Below are 22400 nucleotides of genomic sequence, written 5' to 3' on the forward strand. Positions count from 1 at the left end.
GGAACCGCCCCCTCCGCGGCGTACGATGACTTGCCGTACACGAGGGGTGGGGCTGTGGACCGTGCGGATGTCGGTGCGTTGGTCCAGTCCGCCGTCGACGGTGACGCGGCGGCCTGGAAGGCGCTCGTAGAGGGGCTGAGCCCGCTGCTGTGGTCCGTCGTGCGCGCACACCGGCTCTCCGACGCCGACGCCCACGAGGTGTACCAGACCGTCTGGTTCCGCTTCGCCCAGCATCTCGGGCGGATCCACCGCACGGCACGAATGCCTGAAGGTGCTCAAGAGCTCAAGGCGGCTGACCGTGACGAGCGATCCGCAGCTGCTCGACCGGGTCAGCGAGGAGCGTACGCCCGAGCAGTACGTCCTGGACTCCGAGGAGGCCGCCGCCGAGTCCGAGCGGATCCGCTGGATGTGGCAGGAGTTCGAGGAACTCGGCGACCGCTGCCGCCAGTTGCTGCGCGTGCTGATGGCCTCGCCGCCGCCCAGCTACCACGAGGTGTCCGCCGCACTGGGCATCGCCGTGGGCAGCATCGGGCCGCTGCGCCAGCGCTGTCTGCGCCGACTGCGCGCCCGACTCGACGCACGGGGAGCACTGTGAACAACGACATGCACGACGAAGTGACGGGCCGGGAGCCCTTCGATGACGACGGGGTCGACGTGGAACTGCTGGAGGAGGAACTGCGCCAGGCAGCCGCCATCCTGGACCCCGTACCGGCCCAGCTGCGGCAGACCGCCGTCGACGCCTTCGCACTGCACGATCTCGACGCCCGGATCGCCGAGTTGACCTTCGACTCGGTCGTGGACGCCATTCCGGTCAGGGGGGTGACGGACGCGCCGCGGATGCTGACCTTCCGCGCGGGCGATGTGACCGTCGACGTGGAAGTGACCGCGCAGGGTCTGATGGGGCAGGTGCTGCCGCCGCACAAGGCGTGGATCGAGGTGCTGGGCGGCCCGCAGTCGGCCGTGCCGGTCGTCGCCGACGACATGGGCCGCTTCACCAGCGACGCACCGCCGAGCGGCCCCTTCGCCCTGCGGCTGCGGACCGGCGGCGAGGTCGTGGTCACGGAGTGGCTGCGCGCCTGAGACCTCGGGTCAGGAGGAGACGGCGTCGACCAGCGCCGCCAACGCCCGCACGAGCCGGGTGAGTCCGGAACCGACCGGACCACCCGGCTCCGCCATGTACGTGTCCCGGCGGATCTCGACCATCAGGGCGCTGACACGCGGATCGCCCCCGTAGAACTCCAGCGGGACGTACGTACCGCTGAACGGGCTGTCGAGCGCCGTCTCCCCGCACGGCGCGAACGCCTCCCGGGCCGCGGCGAGCAGCGCGGGCGGCGTGTGGAAGGAATCGGTGCCCAGGCAGACGGCCGGTCGCGGGCCGCCGCCGTGCAGTTCGTAGGGAAGCGGAGCGGTCGGGTAGGAGTGGACGTCGATGATCACGGCCCGGCCGGTGACGGCGAGGCGATCGGCCACGGCGTCCGTCATGGCCCTCGCGTACGGCCGGAAGTACCGCTCGACGAGCGGCTCGGCGTCGGTATCGGCAGGCCGCAACGGCTCCTTGTGCGTGGTCCGCGTGTACACGGCGCCCATCCCCACGGCCAGCATCTCCTCCCGCTCGTCCGGGAACCGCTCCGGGTCGACGACCAGCCGCGAGAGCCGGTTGACGAACCGCCACGGGGTGACCCGCGACGCCTTGGCCGCCTCCGCTGCGAGCTCAGCGGTGTGCGCGTCGACGATGTGGTCCAGCTCCCGCTCCAGCGCGGAGTCGTCCAGCACGATCCCCGCGCGCACCTCGGGCGGTATCTCCCGCGCCGAGTGCGGCACATGAAGGATCACCGGCGATTCCGCGGCCCCGGGGAGCAACTCGAACGACGGTACGGCGGAGGTCATGACGGCTGCTCCCGGGGCGTTGTCAGTGGCGTGGTGCACCATCACAGCATGACCATCGGCGACCAGCGGCCGGCCGACCCGGCCGCGCCGTGCCTAGGTGACGACGACGTCGACATCGCGACCCGGGACTGGTGACACAGGTGACCGTGCATGGGCTCTCCCGTACCGAAGCCCGCCGCATCGCCGTGCGCGCCCAGCTGCTGGACGGATCCCGGCCCAGTGGGCTGCTGGACGTGGTACGACGACTGACCCTGCTGCAGATCGACCCGACCGCCGCCATCGCGCCCAACGCCGACCTCGTGGCGTGGAGCCGGCTCGGGTCCTCGGGTTACGCACGGGCCGATCTGAGCGCCGCGTTGGCGGACCGGAGCCTGCTGGAGTTGCAGGCGATGATCCGGCCCGGTGAGGATCTCGCGCTGTACCGCGCCGAGATGGCCCAGTGGCCGGAGCGGGGGACGCCGTCCTCCTGGCGTGAGTATCACCGCACATGGGTGGGGGCCAACGACTCCTGCCGCCGGGACATACTCGACCGGCTCGGCGCCGCGGGGCCGCTGCCCTCCCGCGAGCTGCCCGACACCTGCGCACTGCCGTGGAAGTCGAGCGGGTGGAGCAACGACCGCAATGTCACCAAGCTCCTGGAGCTCATGGTGCAGCGCGGCGAGGTCGCCGTGGCGGGACGCAGCGGCGGTGACCGGCTGTGGGACCTGGCCGAGCGGGTCTACCCCGCCGCGCCCGCGGTCCCCGTCGAGGAGGCGCTGCGCATCCGGGACGAGCGGCGGTTGCGGGCGTTGGGCATCGCCCGTGCGCGGGGCCCGGAGTGCCAGGTCGAGCCGGCGGACGTGGGGGAGGCCGGTGAGCCGGCCGTCGTCGAGGGCGTGCGGGGCGAGTGGCGTGTGGATCCGGCCCAGTTGGGGCTGGCCTTCGAGGGACGGGCGGCGCTGCTGTCACCCTTCGACCGGCTCGTGCACGACCGCAAGCGCACCGTCGAGCTGTTCGCGTACGAGTACCAGCTGGAGATGTACAAGCCCGCGGCCAAGCGCCGCTGGGGGTACTTCGCGCTCCCGATCCTGTACGGCGACCGGCTCGTCGGAAAACTCGACGCCACCGCCGACCGCAAGGGCGGGCTGCTGCGTGTCGACACGATCCACCAGGACGTGCCGTTCACCGAGCCCATGAGCGCGGAGATCCGCCGGGAGACAGCAGACCTGGCCCGCTGGCTCGAGCTGGAACTCGTGCTGCCTTCCTAGGACCTGCACCACCGACCACCTGCCGTGGTACTCGGTTCGTGCCGGGCGTCCGCTCCCGGCGACCGCGCACCCGGATCCGCCGGACAACATGGCTCTGCCCCGGCAGGCGGTACGCCGACCGGGGCAGAGACACTTCAGCGGGCCTGTCGGGCCCCTGGCGTCAGCTCAGGGACGCGAGCGCCTCGTTCCAGGTGGCCGACGGGCGCATGACCGCGGCGGCCTTGGCCGGGTCGGGCTGGTAGTAGCCGCCGATCTCGGCCGGCTTGCCCTGGACGGCGTTCAGCTCGTCGACGATCTTCTGCTCGTTGGCGGTGAGCGCCTCGGCGAGCGGGGCGAAGGCCTTGGCCAGGTCCGCGTCGTCGGTCTGCTTGGCCAGCTCCTGCGCCCAGTACAGGGAGAGGAAGAAGTGGCTGCCGCGGTTGTCGATACCGCCGACGCGACGGGTCGGGGACTTGTCCTCGTTGAGGAAGGTCGCCGTGGCGCGGTCGAGGGTGTCGGCGAGGACCTTGGCCTTCGGGTTGTTGGTGACCGTCGCGTACTGCTCCAGGGACGGCACCAGCGCGAAGAACTCACCGAGGGAGTCCCAGCGCAGGTAGTCCTCCTTGACCAGCTGCTGGACGTGCTTCGGGGCGGAGCCGCCGGCGCCCGTCTCGAACAGGCCGCCGCCCGCCATCAGCGGGACGACCGACAGCATCTTGGCGCTGGTGCCCAGCTCCAGGATGGGGAAGAGGTCCGTGAGGTAGTCACGCAGGACGTTGCCCGTCACCGAGATCGTGTTCTCACCGCGGCGGATGCGCTCCACCGACAGCTTCGTCGCCTCGACCGGGGCGAGGACACGGATGTCCAGGCCCTCGGTGTCGTGCTCCGGCAGGTACGCGTTGACCTTGGCGATCAGGTTGGCGTCGTGCGCGCGGGTCTCGTCCAGCCAGAACACCGCCGGGTCGCCGGTGGCGCGGGCGCGGGTGACGGCCAGCTTCACCCAGTCCTTGATCGGCGCGTCCTTGGTCTGGCAGGCGCGGAAGATGTCGCCCTCGGCGACCGGCTGCTCGATGACCACGTTGCCGGCCTGGTCGACCAGGCGGACCGTGCCGGCGGCCTTGATCTCGAAGGTCTTGTCGTGGGAGCCGTACTCCTCGGCCTTCTGCGCCATGAGACCGACGTTCGGGACCGAGCCCATGGTCGACGGGTCGTAGGCGCCGTTGGCACGGCAGTCGTCGACGACGACCTGGTACACGCCGGCGTAGCTGGAGTCCGGCAGCACCGCGAGGGTGTCGGCCTCCTGGCCGTCCGGGCCCCACATGTGGCCGGAGGTGCGGATCATGGCCGGCATCGAGGCGTCGACGATCACGTCGGACGGCACGTGCAGGTTGGTGATGCCCTTGTCGGAGTCGACCATGGCCAGCTCCGGGCCATCGGCGAGCTCGGCGTCGAAGGATGCCTTGATCTCGGCGCCGTTCGGCAGCGCGTCCAGGCCCTTGAAGATGCCGCCCAGACCGTCGTTCGGGGACAGGCCGGCGCCGGCGAGGACCTCGCCGTACTTCGCGAACGTCTTCGGGAAGAAGGCGCGCACCACGTGGCCGAAGACGATCGGGTCGGAGACCTTCATCATCGTCGCCTTGAGGTGCACGGAGAACAGCACGCCCTCGGCCTTGGCCCTGGCGACCTGCGCGGTCAGGAACTCGCGCAGCGCGGCGACGCGCATCACGGAGGCGTCGACGACCTCGCCGGCGAGGACGGGTACGGACTCGCGCAGGACGGTGGTGGTGCCGTCCGCGGCGACGTGCTCGATCCTCAGCGCGCCGGCCTCGGAGATCACGACGGACTTCTCGGTGGAGCGGAAGTCGTTCTCGCCCATGGTCGCCACGTTCGTCTTGGACTCGGAGGTCCAGGCGCCCATGCGGTGCGGGTGGGTCTTGGCGTAGTTCTTGACCGAGGCGGGGGCGCGCCGGTCGGAGTTGCCCTCACGCAGGACCGGGTTCACCGCGGAACCCTTGATCTTGTCGTAGCGGGCCTGGATCTCCCGCTCCTCGTCGGTCTTCGGGTCGTCCGGGTAGTTCGGCAGCGCGTAGCCCTGGCCCTGGAGCTCGGCGATCGCGGCCTTGAGCTGCGGGATCGACGCCGAGATGTTCGGCAGCTTGATGATGTTGGCCGCGGGCGTCTTCGCGAGCTCACCGAGCTCGGTGAGGGCGTCCGGGATGCGCTGGTCCTCGGTCAGGTACTCCGGGAACACCGCGATGATGCGGCCGGCCAGCGAGATGTCCCGCGTCTCCACGGCGACACCCGCCTGCGAGGCGTACGCCTGGACCACCGGCAGGAAGGAATACGTTGCCAGGGCCGGGGCCTCGTCAGTGTGCGTATAGATGATGGTCGAGTCAGTCACCGGGTGCTCCGCTCCACGTCTGCAACATTGCTCGACATCAAGATATCTCGTGATCGACCTCGGCTCGACAGGGGTCCGCACACCGTCGGTGCGGGATGTGTGCCGGGATCGCGGATCCGCGCAAACGGATGTACCGCTTCAGTGCAACCTGATCGCCTGATCCCACAGTCATGTAGGGAGATCACCAGTCATACAGGGAGATCACCGATCCGGCGGCCGGCCCTGACCACCCGGCCGCCCCAGCGAAAGCGGACCATGAGATATCGCAGCAGAGTGACGGCCCCCGCGGCCGCCCTGATCGGCACGGCGGCGGCCCTGACCGCGGCCCCCTCCGCCCTCGCGGCACCGACGCACACGGGGACGTCGGCCGCCAGGACCTCCGGCACCCCGGGTCCCGAGACCCTCGGCGACCCCGTCTTCCCCGACCTCGGCAACGACGGCTACCGGGTCGCGGCCTACCACCTCGACTTCTCCTACGACGCCACGACCCGGCTGGTCGACGCCACCGCCACCCTGAAGATCCGCACCACCCAGGCCCTGACCCGCTTCTCCCTCGACGCCCTCGGCCTCGACATCCGCGCCGTCCGCGTCGGCGGCCGCACGGCCACCTACGAGCAGGTGGCCGAGAAGCTGCGCATCACGCCCGCACGGACCCTCCCGGCCAAGTCCTCGGTCACCGTCTGCGTCGAGTACTCGGCGGATCCTGGCCGTGATCTGCCCCACACCGGATGGGTCGCCACGCCGGACGGGTTCGCGGCGTTCCCCCAGCCGAACTCGGCCCACACCGTCTTCCCCTGCAACGACCACCCCTCCGACAAGGCGGACTTCTCCTTCCGCCTCACCGTCCCCGGCGGAGTGCGGGGCGTGGCGACCGGCCTGCTCGTGCGCACCGAGAGCCTGTCGGGCGGCCGTACGGCGTACACGTACCGCTCCCGCGAGCCCATCGCCACGGAGCTGGTGCAGATCACCGTCGGCGACTACGTGGTGAAGGAACGGCAGGGCCCGCACGGTCTCCCGCTGCGCGACGTCGTCCCGACGGCACGCGCCGCGGCGCTGGAACCGGCGCTCGCGCTGACGCCGGGCCTGGTGACATGGCTGGAGGCGCGGCTCGGCGCGTACCCCTTCGAGACGTACGGACTGCTGCCCTGCAACACCGACGTCCCGGAGCCGTTCGCCTTCATCGGTCTGGAGACCCAGACCCTCACCATCTACCGGCCGAACTATCTGCTCCAGGAGGAGAAGAAGATCGGCTCGCACATGATGCACGAGCTGGTCCACTCCTACTTCGGCAACAGCGTCAGCCCCGCCACCTGGGCCGACCTGTGGCTGAACGAGGGGCACGCCGACTTCTACGGACTGCTCTACCGCTACGAGCGTGGCTGGCCGGACTCCCTGGGCATGACCACCCTGGAAGCCCGGATGAAGAACACCTACGCGCAGGGCGACCAGTGGCGCCACAACTGGGGGCCGGTCGCGGCGCCGAACGCGGTGAACCTGTTCGAGAGCCAGCGCTATCTGGGCGGCGTCCTGGTCCTGTACGCGCTGCGGAACCTTGTCGGCGAGCAGGCCTTCAACGCCCTTGAGCGCGCCTTCCTCGCCCGGTACCGCAACGCCTCGGCGTCGACGGAGGACTACATCGCCGTCGCCTCGGAGGTCTCGGGCCGGGATCTGTCAGGGTTCCTGCGGGACTGGCTGTACGGCACGAAGACGCCGCGGATGCCCGGGCATCCGGACTGGACGGTCACCCCGGTGAACCCGTCGCTCGCCGCGCCGCACAGCCGCAAGGGCGGCCACCACCACGAGAACTCGGCCACCCTCTAGGCATGTTGGGGTAGGTCAGTCGAGGCGGACGGGGGCCACCACCTCGTCCGCCTCGTCGGGGACGCGCTGCTGCGGTATGGCCACCGTCCCCTGCTGGATCGCCACGGTGCGCGTCGGCGCGGGGATGCGGATGCCCTCCTTGCGGTACCGCCGGTGCAGGCGCTTGATGAACTCGTGCTTGATCCGGTACTGGTCGCTGAACTCGCCGACGCCCAGGATCACGGTGAAGCCGATCCGGGAGTCGCCGAAGGTGTGGAAGCGGATGATCGGCTCGTGGTCCGGTACGGCCCCCTCGACCTCGGCCATCACCTCGCCGATGACGTCGTTCGTCACCCGCTCGACGTGGTCCAGGTCGCTGTCGTAGGCCACGCCGACCTGGACCAGGATCGTCAACTGCTCCTCGGGGCGCATGTAGTTGGTCATGTTCGTCTTCGCGAGCTCCCCGTTGGGGATCACGACCAGGTTGTTGGACAGATTGCGGACCGTCGTCTGGCGCCAGTTGATGTCCTCGACGTAGCCCTCCTCGCCGCTGCTCAGCCGGATGTAGTCGCCGGGCTGGACGGTCTTGGAGGCGAGGATGTGGATGCCCGCGAAGAGATTGGCGAGCGTGTCCTGAAGGGCGAGCGCCACCGCCAGACCACCGACGCCCAGGGCAGTCAGCAGCGGCGCTATCGAGATGCCCAGGGTCTGCAGAACCACCAGGAAGCCGATGGCCAGGATCAGGATCCGGGTGATGTTGACGAAGATCGTGGCCGACCCGGCGACACCGGGCCGGGACTGGGTGACCGTCCGCATCAGTCCGGCGATCCCGCGGGCCACCGCCAGCGTCACGACGAAGATGAGCAGCACGGTCAGGGTCTGGTTGACGTTGTGCTGGACCGTCCGGGTCAGCGGCAGCGCCGCGCCTGCGGAGGCAGCGCCGGCGAGGAAGGCCGCCCACGGCACCACGGTCCGCAGGGTGTCCACGATGAGGTCGTCGCCGCTCCAGCGGGTGCGGTCGGCGTGCTTGCCCAGCCAGCGCAGCAGCATCCGCAGCAGGAAGGCGGCGAGCAGCCCCGCGGCCACCGCGATTCCGGCGATGACCAGGTCGTCCACGGTGAGCGCCCGGTTCACCGGTCACCTCCGGGGAGAAACGCTGCGGCGAACCCCTGAGGGCTTGTCCCAGCCGACGGCCGGATGTGAAGTCTCGTCACGTTGTCACCTGCTCGATTCCGCGATGTGCCGTCGCGCCGGCCACCCCATCCCCCGAGACCGGCGCGAGGGCTCATCCTGCCGTATCGGGTACATGTGTTCGTGCCGGGATCGTCGGCGGGACGGCCGCATCGGTCGCTTTCGGGCATTCTCCCCCGGACTCCCGCCACTGCCGAGGGCTCAACGGTCGCCGACCGGGGCTCGCTTGACGCTCGGGCGGCGCGCGAGGGTCGCTTCACGCTGTGCGCGCCCCGGGAGGAGGCGTGGGGCGGCGAGTGGCGAACCGTGTCAGACGTCCCTGAACGAGCCGTGTCGCCCGGCACCGGACGCGAAGCGGGTCGCGCCCTCCAGGCTCTCCGCCAGCACGCCCGTGCCGTACAGGAGTTCACCCCGCATCGCGCCCGCCTCGTCCAGCCCCTCCTGGTCGAGCACCGAGGCCCGGTCGGCGCGCAGACACGCCTGCGGGAACCGTGCGATCGTGGCGGCCAGCTCCTCCGCCTCGGCGCGGGCGCGCCCGGTCGGTACGACGCGGTTGGCGAGCCCCATGTCGTGGGCCTCGCTCGCCGGTACCGGACGGCCGGTGAGGATCATGTCCATCGCGCGGCTCGTGCCGATCAGCCGGGGCAGCCGGACCGTGCCCCCATCGATCAGCGGCACGCCCCACCGGCGGCAGAACACCCCGAAGACGGCGTCCTCCTCGGCGACCCGCAGATCGCACCACAACGCCAGCTCCAGGCCCCCGGCCACGGCGTGCCCGGCGACCGCGGCGATCACCGGCTTCGACAGCCGCAGCCGGCTCGGCCCCATGGGACCGTCCCCGTCCTCGGTGACGTGGTTGCCCCGCTCCGTTCCCAGCGCCTTGAGGTCGGCGCCCGCGCAGAAGGTGCCGCCCTCACCCCACAGCACCGCCACCCGCGCCCCGTCGTCGGCGTCGAACTCCCGGAAGGCGGCGGCGAGTTCGGCCGCGGTGGGGCCGTCGACCGCGTTGCGGGCCTCGGGTCGGGAGAGGATGACGGTACTGATGTGTCCCTGGCGCTCGACGCGGACCGGCATGGCGGGGCCTCTTTCGATGGTCGGACCCCGCACGTTACTGAGCGGTCACATGACCCACCACCGGAACCGACCGGTCAGATGACCCACTACCGGAACCGACCGTCAGATCACCTTCCACCGCACCAGCGCACCCAGCGTCAACGCCCCCGGCAGCAGCGGCAGCCACACCGTGATGATCCGGTACGCCAGCACCACCGCCGTCGCCACCGCCACCGGGCCGCCCGCCGCCACCAGCGCCACGATCAGCGCCGCCTCCACCGAGCCGAGCCCTCCCGGGGTGGGCACCAGGGCGACGGCGACGGTCGCCGCGAGGTACGCGAGCGCCATGTGGGCCGGCGGCACCGGCAGCCCCAGGGCGAGCCCGACCAGGACCAGCCCGGCCGCCTGGAGCACGGGAAAGGCCAGCGAACCGCCCCACAGGGCCAGTGCCCGGGACGGACGGGTGTGCACCGAGCGCGCCTCGTCCAGGGCGGTACGCAGGAAGGAGAACACGGCGGTGCGCAGCCGCCGTACGAGTGCGAATACGGCCACCACCGCGACCGCCGCCGCACCGATGGCCAGCAGCAGCGGGCCCCAGGCCCCGTCCGGCAGGAGCGGCCCGAGGCGCAGCGCGTGCGGGAAGGCGATCAGCAGCGCGGCCAGCAGGCCGACCCGTGCCACGCTCTCCGCGAGCAGATACAGCGCCAGCGCGGCCGAGGAACGGGCGAGTGGCAGCCCGCACACCGTCATGAAGCGCAGGTTGACCGCGCTCGCGCCCAGCCCGGTCGGCAGCAGGTGGTTGGCCGAGCCCGCCGCGAACTGGGTGACGAGCAGCCGGAGTCTGGGCAGCCGGTCGACCACGGCTCCCTGCCGGGTCACCGCCGCCGCGACCCAGGTCAGGCAGGTGGCGCCGGCCGCGGCGAGCAGCCACGGCCACTTGGCCGACGCCATATGGCCGATGCCCTCGGCGAGCACGGACCGGTGCCGCACCGCGACCACGACGACGAGGACGAGCGGAAGCAGGCACAGTATCTGGCGGAGCGGGAGACGCCTGAGAAGGCGTCCCGCGGGGAGTCGAACGGCTGTCACATTCGGAGAGGCTCTCCACGCCGCGCCAACGCCGGGTTGCGGCAGTGGAGACGGCGGCTTACGGACCGGCTGCGGATGACAGTTGACCTCAAGGTCGCTTGAGGTTCTACGGTCCACTCCATGAGCATGGAGACCACAGCCTGGACACAGTTGTACAGCGTCATGAACGCCGAGCGGGAGCGCCGCCCGTTCGCCCGCGCCACGCTGCGCCGCATCGGCGCGTTCGCCCGCCCGCACCGCCGTAGGATCGCGCTCTTCGTCGTGCTCGGGATGATGACGGCGCTGCTCGCCGTCGCGACCCCCGTACTGGCCGGAAAGGTCGTCGACGCGATCGTGACGCGCGGCGACGAGGGCAGGGTCGTCCGTCTCGCCCTGCTGATCGCCCTGATCGCGGTGGCGGAGGCGGTCCTCGGGATCATCGCGAGACGCCTGTCGGCCACCCTCGGCGAGGGCCTCATCCTCGATCTGCGGACGGCTGTGTTCGATCATGTGCAGCGCATGCCGGTCGCGTTCTTCACACGCACTCGTACGGGAGCGCTCGTCTCCCGTCTCAACAACGACGTGATCGGCGCGCAGCGCGCCTTCAGCAACACCCTGTCCGGGGTGGTCAGCAACCTCGTCACGCTGCTGCTCACCGTCGCCGTCATGCTCACCCTGTCCTGGCAGATCACCCTGCTCGCCCTCGTCCTGCTCCCGGTGTTCGTGATCCCGGCCCGGCGCATGGGCCACCGCATGGCCCGGATGCAGCGGGAGGCGGCCACGCTCAACGCGGCGATGGGCACCCGTATGACCGAGCGGTTCTCGGCCCCCGGCGCCACCCTGGTCAAGCTCTTCGGGCGCCCGGAGGAGGAGTCGGAGGAGTTCGCGAGCCGGGCCAGGCGGGTGGCGGAGATCGGCGTACGGACGGCCACCGCCCAGTCCGTGTTCATCACCGCGCTCACCCTGGTGTCCGCCCTGGCCCTCGCCCTGGTCTACGGCCTCGGCGGCTGGTTCGCCCTGCGCGGCACACTGGAGCCGGGCGCCGTCGTCGCGCTCGCCCTGCTCCTGACCCGCATGTACGCGCCGCTCACCGCGCTCGCCGGCGCCCGCGTCGAGGTCATGAGCGCCCTCGTCAGCTTCGAGCGGGTCTTCGAGGTGCTCGACCTCAAGCCGCTGATCGAGGAGAAGCCGGACGCGAGGAAGGTCCCCGACGGCCCGGTGTCGGTGGAGTTCGACAACGTCCGCTTCGGCTACCCCTCCGCCGACAAGGTCTCCCTCGCCTCCCTGGAGGAAGTGGCGTCCCTCGACACCCGCGGTGGCGCCGAGGTGCTGCACGGCATCTCCTTCCGCGCCGAACCCGGTCAGACGGTCGCCCTGGTCGGCTCGTCCGGCGCGGGCAAGTCGACCATCGCGCAACTGCTGCCACGGCTGTACGACGTCGACGAGGGCGCCGTACGCGTGGCCGGAGCCGACGTCCGTGACCTGAGCGCCGAGTCCCTGCGCGCCACCCTCGGCATGGTCACCCAGGACGGCCACCTCTTCCACGACACCGTCCGCGCCAACCTGCTGCTGGCCCGCCCCACCGCCACCGACCCCGAACTCTGGGACGCCCTGCGCCGCTCCCGCCTCGACGATCTCGTACGGTCCCTGCCCGACGGCCTCGACACCGTGGTCGGCGAGCGCGGCTACCGGCTCTCCGGCGGCGAACGCCAGCGGATGACCATCGCCCGGTTGCTGCTGGCCCGTCAGCGCGTGGTCATCCTCGACGAGGCCACCGCCCACCTCGACAACACCTCCGAGGCCGCCGTGCAGGAGGCGCTCACCGAGGCGCTGGAAGGCAGGACCGCGGTCGTGATCGCCCACCGCCTGTCCACCGTGCGGGCGGCCGACCAGATCCTGGTGGTCGAGGCCGGCCGGATCGTCGAACGCGGCACGCACGACGCGTTGCTGGCGGCCGGGGGACGTTACGCGGAGCTGTACCGGACGCAGTTCGAGCAGGGGCCCGGCGGGATGGCGGAGGTCGCGGCGGAGGTCCCGGCCGACGTCTCGGCGGCGGGGGAGGCCGCGTAGCGGTTGCCCGTGGCAGGCAGCGGACGGCGCACGGCCGGGATTCGGCCAACGTCGACGGCAGGATCCGTCAGGAACACACAAACCTCGACAGCATCATTGCTTCGACCGTGTTCACAACCTAGTGTGCGTTCGGTTTCTCAACAGCACCGCACAGGATCTGACGCTCCCTCAAGCCGCACAGCGCACTGTCGTCCCGAGGAAGGCCACGGTCATGCCGCACTCTCCCGAGTCTCCTGCCACGCCCCACCCGCAGGGTGTGCCCGTCAGCCGGCGCCGCCTCCTGGAGGGAGGAGCGGCCGTCCTCGGCGCGCTCGCCCTGTCCGGATCGTCCGCGGCCACGGTGCACGCGGCCGACGGAGCCGGGGCGGCGGCCGCCACCCCGGAGTGGAACGGGCACATCGACGTCTTCCAGATCGGGACCCAGCCGCCCCACACCACACTCATGCCCTACGCGGACGTCAGACAGGCCCTGGACGGGGACCGGACGCGCTCGCCGTACAGACTCGACCTCGACGGCAAGTGGAAGTTCGCCTACGCGGACCGGCCCGACGACCGGGACACCGACTTCTACCGCACCGACGTCGACGACAGCGACTGGGACAGCATCCCCGTCCCCTCCGCCTGGCAGATGCACGGCCACGACCGCCCGATCTTCGTCAACATCACCTACCCGTGGTGGGGGCCCAACGGACTCGGCGAGGAGGCACAGCCCCCGGCGGCGCCGACGCGCTTCAACCCGGTGGGGCAGTACCGGCGGACCTTCACCGTGCCGCGCGGCTGGGCGGGACGGCGGACCTTCCTGCACTTCGAGGGAGTCAAGTCCGCGCACTACGTGTGGATCAACGGGGAGTTGGTGGGGTACGCCGAGGACTCCTTCACGCCCGCCGAGTACGACATCACCGAGCACCTCAAGCCGGGCACCAACCAGATCGCCGTGGAGGTGTACCGCTTCTCCGACGGGGACTGGCTCGAAGACCAGGACATGATCCGGCTGAGCGGCATCTTCCGCTCGGTCTACCTCTACTCCACGCCCGAAGTCCATCTGCGCGACTTCAAGCTGGACACCCCGCTGAGCGACGACTACACGGCCGCCGAGCTGTCCGTCACCGCCCACGTGCGCTCGTACGGCGGCCGGAACGAGGGCGGCTACTCCGTCGAGACGCAGTTGTACGACCCCCGCGGCCACGCCGTCTGGTCCCGCCCGCTCCAGCGGGCCGTCGACCTCGCGTCCGCCCCCGCCGGTGACGACGTGACCGTCCGCGCGAGCAGAGCCGTACCCGAGCCCGAGCTGTGGTCCGCCGAACACCCGAACCTCTACACGGCCGTTCTGCGCCTGCGCGACCCGGCCGGCAAGGTGATCGAGACGCTCTCGCACCGCGTGGGCCTGCGCGAGTTCGCGCTCAAGGACGGCCTGATGCGGATCAACGGGCAGCCCGTCTCCTTCCGCGGCACCAACCGCCACGAGATGCACCCCGACAGCGGCATGACGCTCACCCGGGCGCACATGGCCAAGGACATCGAGATCATCAAGCGGATGAACATGAACAGTGTCCGCACCTCGCACTACCCCAACAACCCGCTGTGGTACGAACTCGCGGACGAGTACGGCCTCTACCTCGTCGACGAGACCAACCTGGAGACCCACGGCATCCGCGGCGAGTACCCCGGCAACCACGCCGACTGGACCAGGGCATGCGTGGCCCGCGCCCAGAACATGGTCCACCGCGACAAGAACCACGCCTCGGTCGTCATCTGGTCACTCGGCAACGAGGCCGGCGGCGGCAGCACCTTCGTCGCCATGCACGACTGGATCAAGTCGTACGACCCGACGCGCGTCATCCAGTACGAGGGCGACGACCGCCCGACGATCAGCGACATCCGCTCGGAGATGTACGACAGCCCGTCCCGCGTCGAGCAGCGCGCCAAGGACACGGCCGACACCCGGCCGTACGTCATGATCGAGTACGCCCACGCGATGGGGAACTCGAACGGCAACTTCAAGAAGTACTGGGACATCGTCCGCCGCTACGACGTCCTCCAGGGCGGCTGGATCTGGGACTTCGTCGACCAGTCCCTGAGCTGGCCCGTCCCCGCGCGCAAGATCCTCACCGAGTCCGGGCCCGGCGGCCTGCGCGGCGAGGTCCTCACCGCGAGCGGCACCTTCGACCGTGCCAAGGGGGTCTCCGGCGCCACCGTCTTCGCCCGCGACGAGCGTCTCGACATCACGGGCTCGCTCACCCTGGAGGCCTGGGTCACCCCGCACCACACCGGCTACCACCAGCCGATCATCGCCAAGGGCGACACCCAGTACGCCCTCAAGCAGTCGGACCGCACCCTGGAGTTCTTCATCTACGGCGGCGGCCAGTGGATCACCGCGAACTGGGCCCTCCCGGACGACTGGACCGGCCGCGAGCACCACATCGCCGGTGTCTTCGACGCCGACGCCGGCACCCTGACCCTCCACGTCGACGGCGCGGTGAGGGCCACCCGGACCACCACGCGGCGACCCGCCACGAACACCGCACCGCTCGCGCTCGCCACCGACGTGGACAACCCCACCCGCGAGTTCAGCGGCACGATCCGCCGGGCCCGCGTGTACGCCCGGGCGCTGAGCGCGGCCGAACTCGGCTCCGACAGCCGCGGCCCCGGCGACGACGGCGTACGGTTCTGGTTCGACGCCGCCACCGTCGAACTCACCGAGAAGCGGCCCCGTGAGAAGACCTTCTTCCCCTACGGCGGCGACTGGGGCGACAACCCCAACGACGGGACCTCCAACGCGGACGGCATCATCACCGCCGACCGCCGGCTCACCGGCAAGGCGGCCGAGGTCAAGCAGATCTACCAGGCCGTGGGCATCGCACCGGCCTCCGGCGCCGCACTGGCTCCCGGCACGCCGATCACCCTCACCAACGAGTACCTGTTCACCAACCTCCGTGAGTTCGACGGCCGTTGGGCCCTGGTCGCCGACGGCGAGGTGATCCGGCGCGGCCGGCTGAGTCGCACCCAGCTGGACGTCGCCCCGCTCAGCAGCAAGGACATCACGGTCCCCGTGAGCCTGCCGGAGGACCCGGCGCCCGGCACCGAGTACTTCCTCCAACTGTCCTTCACCACCAGGGAATCCGCCCCCTGGGCGAAGGCCGGCTTCGAGGTGGCCAAGCAGCAACTGCCCATTGACGTGGACGTTCCGGCCGTGACCCCAGTACGCCTGGCGGCCGTACCGGCCCTGCGCCACGAGGAGCGGGGCACGGCCGTCACCGTCAAGGGCAACGGCTTCTCCGTCACCGTCGACAAGAGCACCGGCGTCATCACGTCGTACGAGGCCCGGGGCACCCGGCTCATCACCTCCGGACCGGTGCCGAACTTCTGGCGGGCGCCCACGGAGAACGACCTCGGCAACGGCCAGCACACCCGCAACCAGACCTGGCGTGACGCGGGCGACCGGCGCAAGGTGACGGACGTGACCGTGCGCGCCCTCCGCGACAGGGCCGTCGAGATCAAGGTCAGCGGGACCCTGCCGACGACGGCCGAGTCGACGTACAGCACCACCTACACGGTGTTCGGCAACGGCGAGATCAAGGTCGACAACACCCTGCACCCGGGTGCCGCGTCCCTGCCGTACATCCCGGAGATCGGCACGATGCTCTTCCTGCCGGGCCGCTTCGAGCGCCTGCGCTACTACGGCCGAGGGCCCGAGGAGAACTACTTCGACCGCAAGGACGGCACCGACGTGGGCGTCTACTCCGGCACCGTCTCCGGCCAGTGGACCCCCTACATCCGCCCCCAGGAGAACGGCAACAAGACCGACATCCGCTGGATCGCCCTCACCGACCGCACCGGCGCCGGCCTCCTCGTCTCCGGCGAGCCCCTCCTGGAGGTCAACGCCTCGCACTTCACCCCGGAGGACCTGTCCTCCGGAGTCCGCCACGACTACCAGCTCGCCCCGCGCGACGAGGTCGTCCTCCGCGTCAACCACCGGCAGATGGGCCTGGGCGGCGACAACAGCTGGGGCGCCCACACCCACGACGAGTACAAGCTGTTCGCCAGCCGCGACTACTCCTACACCTACCGGCTGCGCCCGCTGACCGACGTCGACGAGGCGATGCGAGCGTCGCGCAGGCCGACCGCCGTGGAGTGACCCGACGTGACCGGGGTCTCGGTGTGCTGCCGGGACCCCGTTGCGTACTCCGGACGCGCCCGCGCACACAGAGCCCTTGACCTGGCGACCAGGCAGGGAGCCGACCACTCGGAGCGCTCAATGCTGCGCGGTATGTTCAAGTCGAAGATCATGCGTTTGGGTGTTTTCGCAGGTCAGGCCAATCCTCACCGGGTTCGGGTCAGTAAATGGTCAGCATCGGGCCGGAGGGTTCTGGCTTGCAGCGGCTCCGGACCGGTGGATGGTGAGATGGCGAGATGAGGTCGACGGTGATGTCCGTCGTCAGGTGAAGCTCCTTGCGCCTCACCGAGGCGGGTATTTCCGTTGCCATTGGGGATGTGCGCTCGGTCGGTCTTCCAGTTGCTGGTCTCGTCGTAGGAGACGGCCCACGCCCCGGAGGACAGCGGGGCGTCCAAGAGGTGTCCGTCCAACGGCCCTCACTGTTCCGCGTCTCGCCCGCGACGGTGTGCCGGGTGATTCAAAGGCTCGGCCCTCTACTGGCCATCGAGCCGGCCCGGGCCGTGCACAGCTCGGTCGAACGGTTACGGATCGTGGACGGCACCCTCATCCTGGTGCTGACCGCACCATGGGTGCCTCCTCCCGCAACTACCGGTTCTCGGTGAACGTGCGGGTTGTCGTGGACGCGGAGACCCGTCGTGTGGTGGCGACGGCGCGTCCGGTGCCGGGCACCGCGGACGCCGAAGCGTGGCGGGACTCGGGCCTGTCCGCGCACCGCGATGGGGCGACGGTGCTCGGTGACGGCGCCTGCAAAGAATGGGCGGTCAGCGCCGCGACCGGCCCCCGCTGGTCGGGGCTGGTCGCCCAGACGCAGCCGGCCGATGGAGCAAAACCCGGCGAGCCGCTGACGGTGCGCCAGGATCCGCTCGGGGCGTCGCTGAGCCTGCGGTCGGCTGAACAGGTTCTCCGGGGCGACAGGTCAGGAGGCCCGCGATCCGGTCCAGCCGATGCACGACCCGCGGCGCACCTCGTGAGGCAGAGTCCGGGGCAAGGGAGTACGTCCGTCACGCGGCGGAGTCATGCGCGCTGTTCGGCGAACCGGACCCGCCGGACAAGGACCTCCCGCGACTCGGTCCACACACCGACCAGGCGCCCGGTGAACCCGCCCGCCACTTCGGTGGAGAGATAGCGTCCGTCCAGGCGGACGAGAGCATCGGCGCCGCTTCCGTCACCGATGCCCAGTTCGATGTCGTCCGGCCCGCTCCAGGTCGGCTCCGTGGACCGGATGCGGAGGGTGACAGGGGCGTCGGGCAGCGGGCGGGAGCCGAGAACTGTCTGGATCTGTCCGATACGTGCGATGGCCGTGACTTCGCCGTCGGCGACGCGCAGCCCGTACCAATGAGCACCATCAAGCCGTAGCGCGACGGTGAAGGCACCCTCCCCCGGATCGACGAGGAAGTCGGCCTCCCAGTGGTCTCCGCCGACCCGGGTGAACAGGCCCGAGGGCTCACCGTTCTCGCTCGGTGCGTGACCCACGACCATCCCGTCCGGCGCGCGGCGGACGAAGCGGTCGGGACGCTCGCCGGGCGAGACCCACCTGAGATGCAGTTGGGGCGCGGAGAAGTCGTCCTCGAAGTCCCGCTGCCCGGTGGGGACGCGCACGCTCGCCGACGCGAAGTGCGGCCAGTCGTCCACCCAGGAGACGTCGGCGAGAAACGTCTCACGCCCGTTCACATGGAACCGGGGACTACGGCCTCGGGGCCGTGTGCCGAGATACACCGCCGCCCACGTCCCGTCGGGGCGCTCGACGAGATCGGCATGACCGACGTTCTGGACGGCATGCGCCGTGCTGCGGTGGGTGAGGACCGGATTGTGCGCGGCAGTCTCGAACGGCCCTCGTGGGCTGCGGGAGCGCGCGACCGACACCACGTGGCCCCGGTCGGTGCCGCCTTCGGCGATCACCAGGTACCACCAGCCGTCGCGCCGGTACAGATGCGGTCCTTCGGAATGGGCGAGGCCGGTACCGTGCCAGATCCACCGCGGCTGCTCGAGGGCCACACCCCGCTCCAGATCGACCGCGACCTGCCTGATGCCGATCTCGGTCTCCGACCACGAGCAGTAGGTGACCAGGCACGTTCCCTCGTCGTCCCAGACCAGGTCCGGGTCGATGCCGTCGAGTTCGGTCAGGCACACCGGCGCGGACCACGGCCCGGCCGGGTCGCTCGCGTGGCAGATCTGATGACCCCCGCGAGCGTCGTCGATGTTTGTGGTGATCAGCCAGAATCGGCCCTCGTGGTGGCGCAGGGTCGGGGCGTAGACGCCGCGGCTCGACGGCGACCGGCCGGCGGGGAACTGATCCTCCCGCGTCAGGGCGTTGCCGATCTGACGCCAGGACACCAGGTCCCGGGAATGCCAGATCGGGATGCCGGGACTGTACTCGAACGATGAATTCGCCAGAAAGAAGTCCCCTCCGACCCGGCACACCGATGGATCGGGGTACATCCCCGACAAGATCGGGGTGGTCGCAGCATCTGCGCTGCTGCCGTCCTCAGGCAGTATCGAACTCATTCGAAACGCTTTCCTCAGCTCAACCCGGGAAGATCAGCACCCGGTCGGACACATTCTTCAACGTCGGCCGCGATCAGGCCTGACTTCCGCCCGGCCGATGTGCCGGCCCGGCGGGCCGGGTCGTAGGCGCGGAGGAAACCGCACATGCCCAGCGTCTGTGAGGAAGGCTGGGCGATACGCGAGATCTCCGCGCTGAACAAGTGGTCGAAGCGGCCCTGCCGCAGTGCGCCGATCTGCCGTAGTGCCGTGTGTGCGGCGGACAGCGCACCGTCGTTGACCGTCTTCTCCCAGGTGTCCAGAAGGGGTTGGACGAGCCGCACCGCTGCCGCGCAGAAGTCCTCGTACGCCGAGCGGTTTCCTCGCCGCCACTGCCGCTTCAGTTCGGTGAAGCCGGCGATGGCCAGATCCCTGCGAGCCTGCGCGCGCTCGTGGCCGGGGCTGCCGTCGGCGTCGAGGAGTGAGGCCGCGTCCGGGTAGGTCTCGGGGGAGAGGTACTCGGGCGGGAACGTCATGACCGCGTCGCCCGCCTCGGGGAGGCCGCTGTTCTGCATGACGACGATCACGCGCAGGTCCCCGTCGTTGATGGCTCGGTGAATCGTGCCGGGGGCGAACCAGACGACGTCTCCGGGATGCAGCTCGGTCGTCGTGAGCCCCTTGTAGTTGAGGGTCTCCAGGCGGCCACGGCCGCTGACGACGACGTAGCACTCCGCGCAGGTGAGGTGCATGTGCGGCGAGCCGCCGTGTGCGCCGTCCGCCGTGGGCCAGGGGTACACCGCGAGCTGGCTGAGCCCCACGGCTCCGGGGAAGTCGGGGAGGGAGGTCACAGCGCGAACTCCTGTGCGATCGGTTCGAGTTCACCGCGGTCCACCACGCGGTCGAGGAATACGAAGCGGTGGCTCAGGCGCAGCGTCTCACCGGGTTCCAGCTTGATCTCCGTGTCGAAGGCGGGCGAGGGGTTGAGGCAGGCGAAGGCGCTACTGCGGGCGAACCACGTCAGCGGGGTGGAGGCGCTGGTGGTGCCGGCGTAGGCGAGCACCGTGGCGCCGCCGTCGATCTCGTCGTGCTCACCGGCGATGGCCGCCCAGGCGCCCCGGGTACCCATGACGGCGTCGCCCTCGTGGCCCCCGTCGGCGATGACGTCCGCACCGGTCCAGGCCCGGGGCCCGCGCCAGAACAGTCCCGTATAGCCGGCGTTGGGGCGGCCGTGCGTGGAGGGGCTGCCCATCTCCAGTGGTTCGCGGTGCACGTTGGTCAGGGCGGTGGTGAAGTCCAGCGCCCAGACACCGCCGGCGGTGTCGGCGCTGTGGAAGCGGAGCGTGCGGGTCTCGTCGATCCACACCTCGTCCCGGGAGGAGATCCAGTCCAGGCCCTGGACGACGGACACCTCGCTGCCGCCGAGGTCCTGCGGCTCGAAGGCGCGGTGCACCTGCCGACCGTGGTTCTTGCGCCACACGTAGCCGTGGCCGGGCGCGCCCTGTTGGAAGGTCGGGCCGCCCCAGAAGTTGTCGCCGGACAGATGCGACCAGGTCATCTGCAGGCCCTTGTGCCAGCGGTGGTCCCAGGGCCGGTAGACGCCCACGGGCGCGCCGGAGAGGGTTCTCAGCGGATAGAGGTATGGCTTGGGGGACTCTTCGAGGGGGGTGTCCGGCCGGTAGACGTACGTGGCGAGGTCCGTACCCGCGGCCGAGACCACGAACTGGTTTCCGGCGGCGTCGTGGTCGATGCGGAAGTGAGTGTCAGACACCGGTCTTCTCCTTGGCGGCGTTGTCCCGGGCGGCGCCGGGGCGACCGCTCATGGAGTGGTAGATGGGGCTGGCCGGGCTGATCATGTCCGGGGTGACGGGGCGCCCGGTCCGCGCCGACTCGTACAGGGCGGCGATGAAGGCCAGGGCGCGGCGGCCGTCGTCGCCACTGGCCTCGGGGCGTTCCCCGGCGCGCAGCGACCGCAGCAGCACGCGCAGTTGCGCGGCGTGCGAACTGGCTTCGTCGTCGAGCGGCGCTCCGAGCTCCACGGCCGTGGCGCCGGCCCGGTGGGGCGCGGGGGTCCACGTCCAGTGGGAGTTGTCGTAGCCGTAGAGGTGGGACAACTCGACGGTGGCCTCGGGGAAGTCGAAGCGCAGGTAGCTGGTCTCGCGGGGGGAGAGGAGGCTGTTCACCATGGACACCATGGCGCCGCCGGCGAAGCGGACCATCGCCATGGAGACATCCTCGGTCTCCACGTCGCGGGCCAACGTGCCCATGGCGGCGCGGACTTCGGTCCACTCGCCCATCAGGGACAGCATGAGGTCCATCTGGTGGATGCCATGTCCCATGGTGGGGCCGCCGCCCTCGGTCTCCCACTTGCCGCGCCAGGGAACCTCGAAGTAGGCGTCGTCCCGGTACCACAGGGTGTGGCAGACGCCGACCAGGGGAGCGCCGAGGCGGCCGGTGCGGATGTGCTCCCGCAAGGCCCGGGCGGCGGACCCGAACCGGTGCTGGAACACATAGGAGACGTACGGGCCGCCCTCGCGCTCGTGGGCGGCGACGGCGTCGTACTCGGCCACCGAGAGGGTGGGAGGCTTCTCGCACCACACCCACGCGCCGGCGTCCAGACAGGCGGTGATGGCCTCGCCGTGGGCGATCGGGGGCGTGCAGACGATGACCAGGTCCGGGCGCTGCTCCTGGAGCATCCGGTCGAGGCCGTCGTAGGCGGCGGGAATGCCCCAGCGGGCGGCGAAGGCCTCGGCGCGCTGCAGGTCGACGTCGACGACGGCGATGACGGTGGCCTCGCCGTCCTGGGCCTGGACAGCGGGCATGTGGCAGCCGTCGGCGATGTTTCCGGCGCCGACGATCGCCACCCGCGCGGGCTGGCTGTACTGGGTCATGTGGCTCTTTCGTGGAAGCTCGGGCGCTGCCTGGGCGCGGCACTGGGGGTCGTCGAACTGCTGACGCAGGAGGTCGGTTCGAGCTGCTCGGCCCAGGGCGTGCACGCATGGCCGTGCGGTCGAGGGGAACGGCTCTAGCGGACGAACTCGGCTCTCTCGCC

14 protein-coding genes and 2 pseudogenes are annotated in these 22400 nt (G+C 70.6%); 7 read left to right on the plus strand and 9 right to left on the minus strand.

Annotated elements, in window-relative coordinates:
- Positions 1-54 precede the first annotated feature (54 nt).
- Positions 55-595 (plus strand): annotated as a pseudogene (locus ADK36_RS16630) (RNA polymerase sigma factor).
- 8 nt (positions 596-603) lie between these two features.
- Entirely contained in the window at positions 604-1080 is a 477-nt protein-coding gene (locus tag ADK36_RS16635) for a hypothetical protein (protein ID WP_048580129.1), read from the plus strand.
- 9 nt (positions 1081-1089) lie between these two features.
- Here ADK36_RS16635 and ADK36_RS16640 read toward each other — a convergent pair whose 3' ends face one another.
- Positions 1090-1887 carry an N-formylglutamate amidohydrolase gene (locus tag ADK36_RS16640; RefSeq protein ID WP_048580041.1) on the minus strand — a complete coding sequence of 266 codons (798 nt, stop codon included), beginning with the start codon at positions 1885-1887 and terminating at the stop codon, positions 1090-1092.
- A gap of 140 nt (positions 1888-2027) precedes the next feature.
- Here ADK36_RS16640 and ADK36_RS16645 point away from each other — a divergent pair, with 140 nt between their 5' ends.
- Positions 2028-3134 (plus strand): DNA glycosylase AlkZ-like family protein, encoded by a 1107-nt coding sequence (locus ADK36_RS16645; protein ID WP_048580042.1) that lies wholly within the window; start codon positions 2028-2030, stop codon positions 3132-3134.
- A gap of 160 nt (positions 3135-3294) precedes the next feature.
- Here ADK36_RS16645 and ADK36_RS16650 read toward each other — a convergent pair whose 3' ends face one another.
- Complete coding sequence (locus tag ADK36_RS16650) at positions 3295-5514, minus strand: NADP-dependent isocitrate dehydrogenase (protein WP_048580043.1); 2220 nt, start codon at positions 5512-5514, stop codon at positions 3295-3297.
- A gap of 255 nt (positions 5515-5769) precedes the next feature.
- On the opposite strand from ADK36_RS16650, the gene ADK36_RS16655 reads away from it, so the two are divergent.
- A complete protein-coding gene (locus tag ADK36_RS16655) occupies positions 5770-7335 on the plus strand; it encodes a M1 family metallopeptidase (protein ID WP_048580044.1) in 1566 nt (521 codons plus the stop codon).
- Between the two features lie 15 nt (positions 7336-7350).
- Here the strand turns inward: ADK36_RS16655 and ADK36_RS16660 are convergent, their stop codons facing one another.
- The 3 genes from ADK36_RS16660 to ADK36_RS16670 form a co-directional block, all read right to left on the minus strand.
- Positions 7351-8448 carry a mechanosensitive ion channel family protein gene (locus ADK36_RS16660; protein WP_048580045.1) on the minus strand — a complete coding sequence of 366 codons (1098 nt, stop codon included), beginning with the start codon at positions 8446-8448 and terminating at the stop codon, positions 7351-7353.
- Between the two features lie 366 nt (positions 8449-8814).
- Positions 8815-9579: a crotonase/enoyl-CoA hydratase family protein gene (locus tag ADK36_RS16665; protein ID WP_048580046.1), complete on the minus strand. Its 765-nt coding sequence runs from the start codon at positions 9577-9579 to the stop codon at positions 8815-8817.
- Between the two features lie 102 nt (positions 9580-9681).
- Entirely contained in the window at positions 9682-10647 is a 966-nt protein-coding gene (locus tag ADK36_RS16670) for a lysylphosphatidylglycerol synthase transmembrane domain-containing protein (RefSeq protein WP_053198076.1), read from the minus strand.
- Between the two features lie 126 nt (positions 10648-10773).
- Between ADK36_RS16670 and ADK36_RS16675 the strand changes: the two genes are divergently transcribed.
- The 3 genes and pseudogenes from ADK36_RS16675 to ADK36_RS50230 all read left to right on the plus strand — a co-directional run.
- Positions 10774-12696, plus strand: coding sequence for an ABC transporter ATP-binding protein (locus tag ADK36_RS16675; protein WP_048580048.1), 1923 nt, complete (start codon positions 10774-10776; stop codon positions 12694-12696).
- Positions 12697-12907: 211 nt separating this feature from the next.
- Complete coding sequence (locus tag ADK36_RS16680) at positions 12908-16831, plus strand: glycoside hydrolase family 2 TIM barrel-domain containing protein (RefSeq protein WP_048580049.1); 3924 nt, start codon at positions 12908-12910, stop codon at positions 16829-16831.
- 458 nt (positions 16832-17289) lie between these two features.
- Positions 17290-17615 (plus strand): annotated as a pseudogene (locus ADK36_RS50230) (IS5/IS1182 family transposase); the annotation flags it as partial.
- A 269-nt stretch (positions 17616-17884) separates the two neighbouring features.
- On the opposite strand, the gene ADK36_RS16685 reads toward ADK36_RS50230, so the two are convergent.
- Genes ADK36_RS16685 through ADK36_RS16700 form a run of 4 tightly spaced genes read right to left on the minus strand, consistent with a single transcriptional unit; the run spans position 17885 to position 22239 of the window.
- Positions 17885-19375: a glycoside hydrolase family 43 protein gene (locus tag ADK36_RS16685; protein ID WP_053198078.1), complete on the minus strand. Its 1491-nt coding sequence runs from the start codon at positions 19373-19375 to the stop codon at positions 17885-17887.
- Positions 19376-19389: 14 nt separating this feature from the next.
- Entirely contained in the window at positions 19390-20199 is an 810-nt protein-coding gene (locus ADK36_RS16690) for a cupin domain-containing protein (protein ID WP_063784518.1), read from the minus strand.
- Complete coding sequence (locus tag ADK36_RS16695) at positions 20196-21119, minus strand: PmoA family protein (protein ID WP_199830195.1); 924 nt, start codon at positions 21117-21119, stop codon at positions 20196-20198. Before ADK36_RS16695 ends, ADK36_RS16690 begins: the two co-directional genes overlap by 4 nt.
- A complete protein-coding gene (locus ADK36_RS16700; protein WP_048580051.1) occupies positions 21112-22239 on the minus strand; it encodes a Gfo/Idh/MocA family protein in 1128 nt (375 codons plus the stop codon). Before ADK36_RS16700 ends, ADK36_RS16695 begins: the two co-directional genes overlap by 8 nt.
- Between the last annotated feature and the right edge of the window lie 161 nt (positions 22240-22400).

Origin of the sequence: Streptomyces viridochromogenes (assembly GCF_001270495.1) — a bacterium.
GTDB lineage: Bacteria > Actinomycetota > Actinomycetes > Streptomycetales > Streptomycetaceae > Streptomyces > Streptomyces viridochromogenes_A.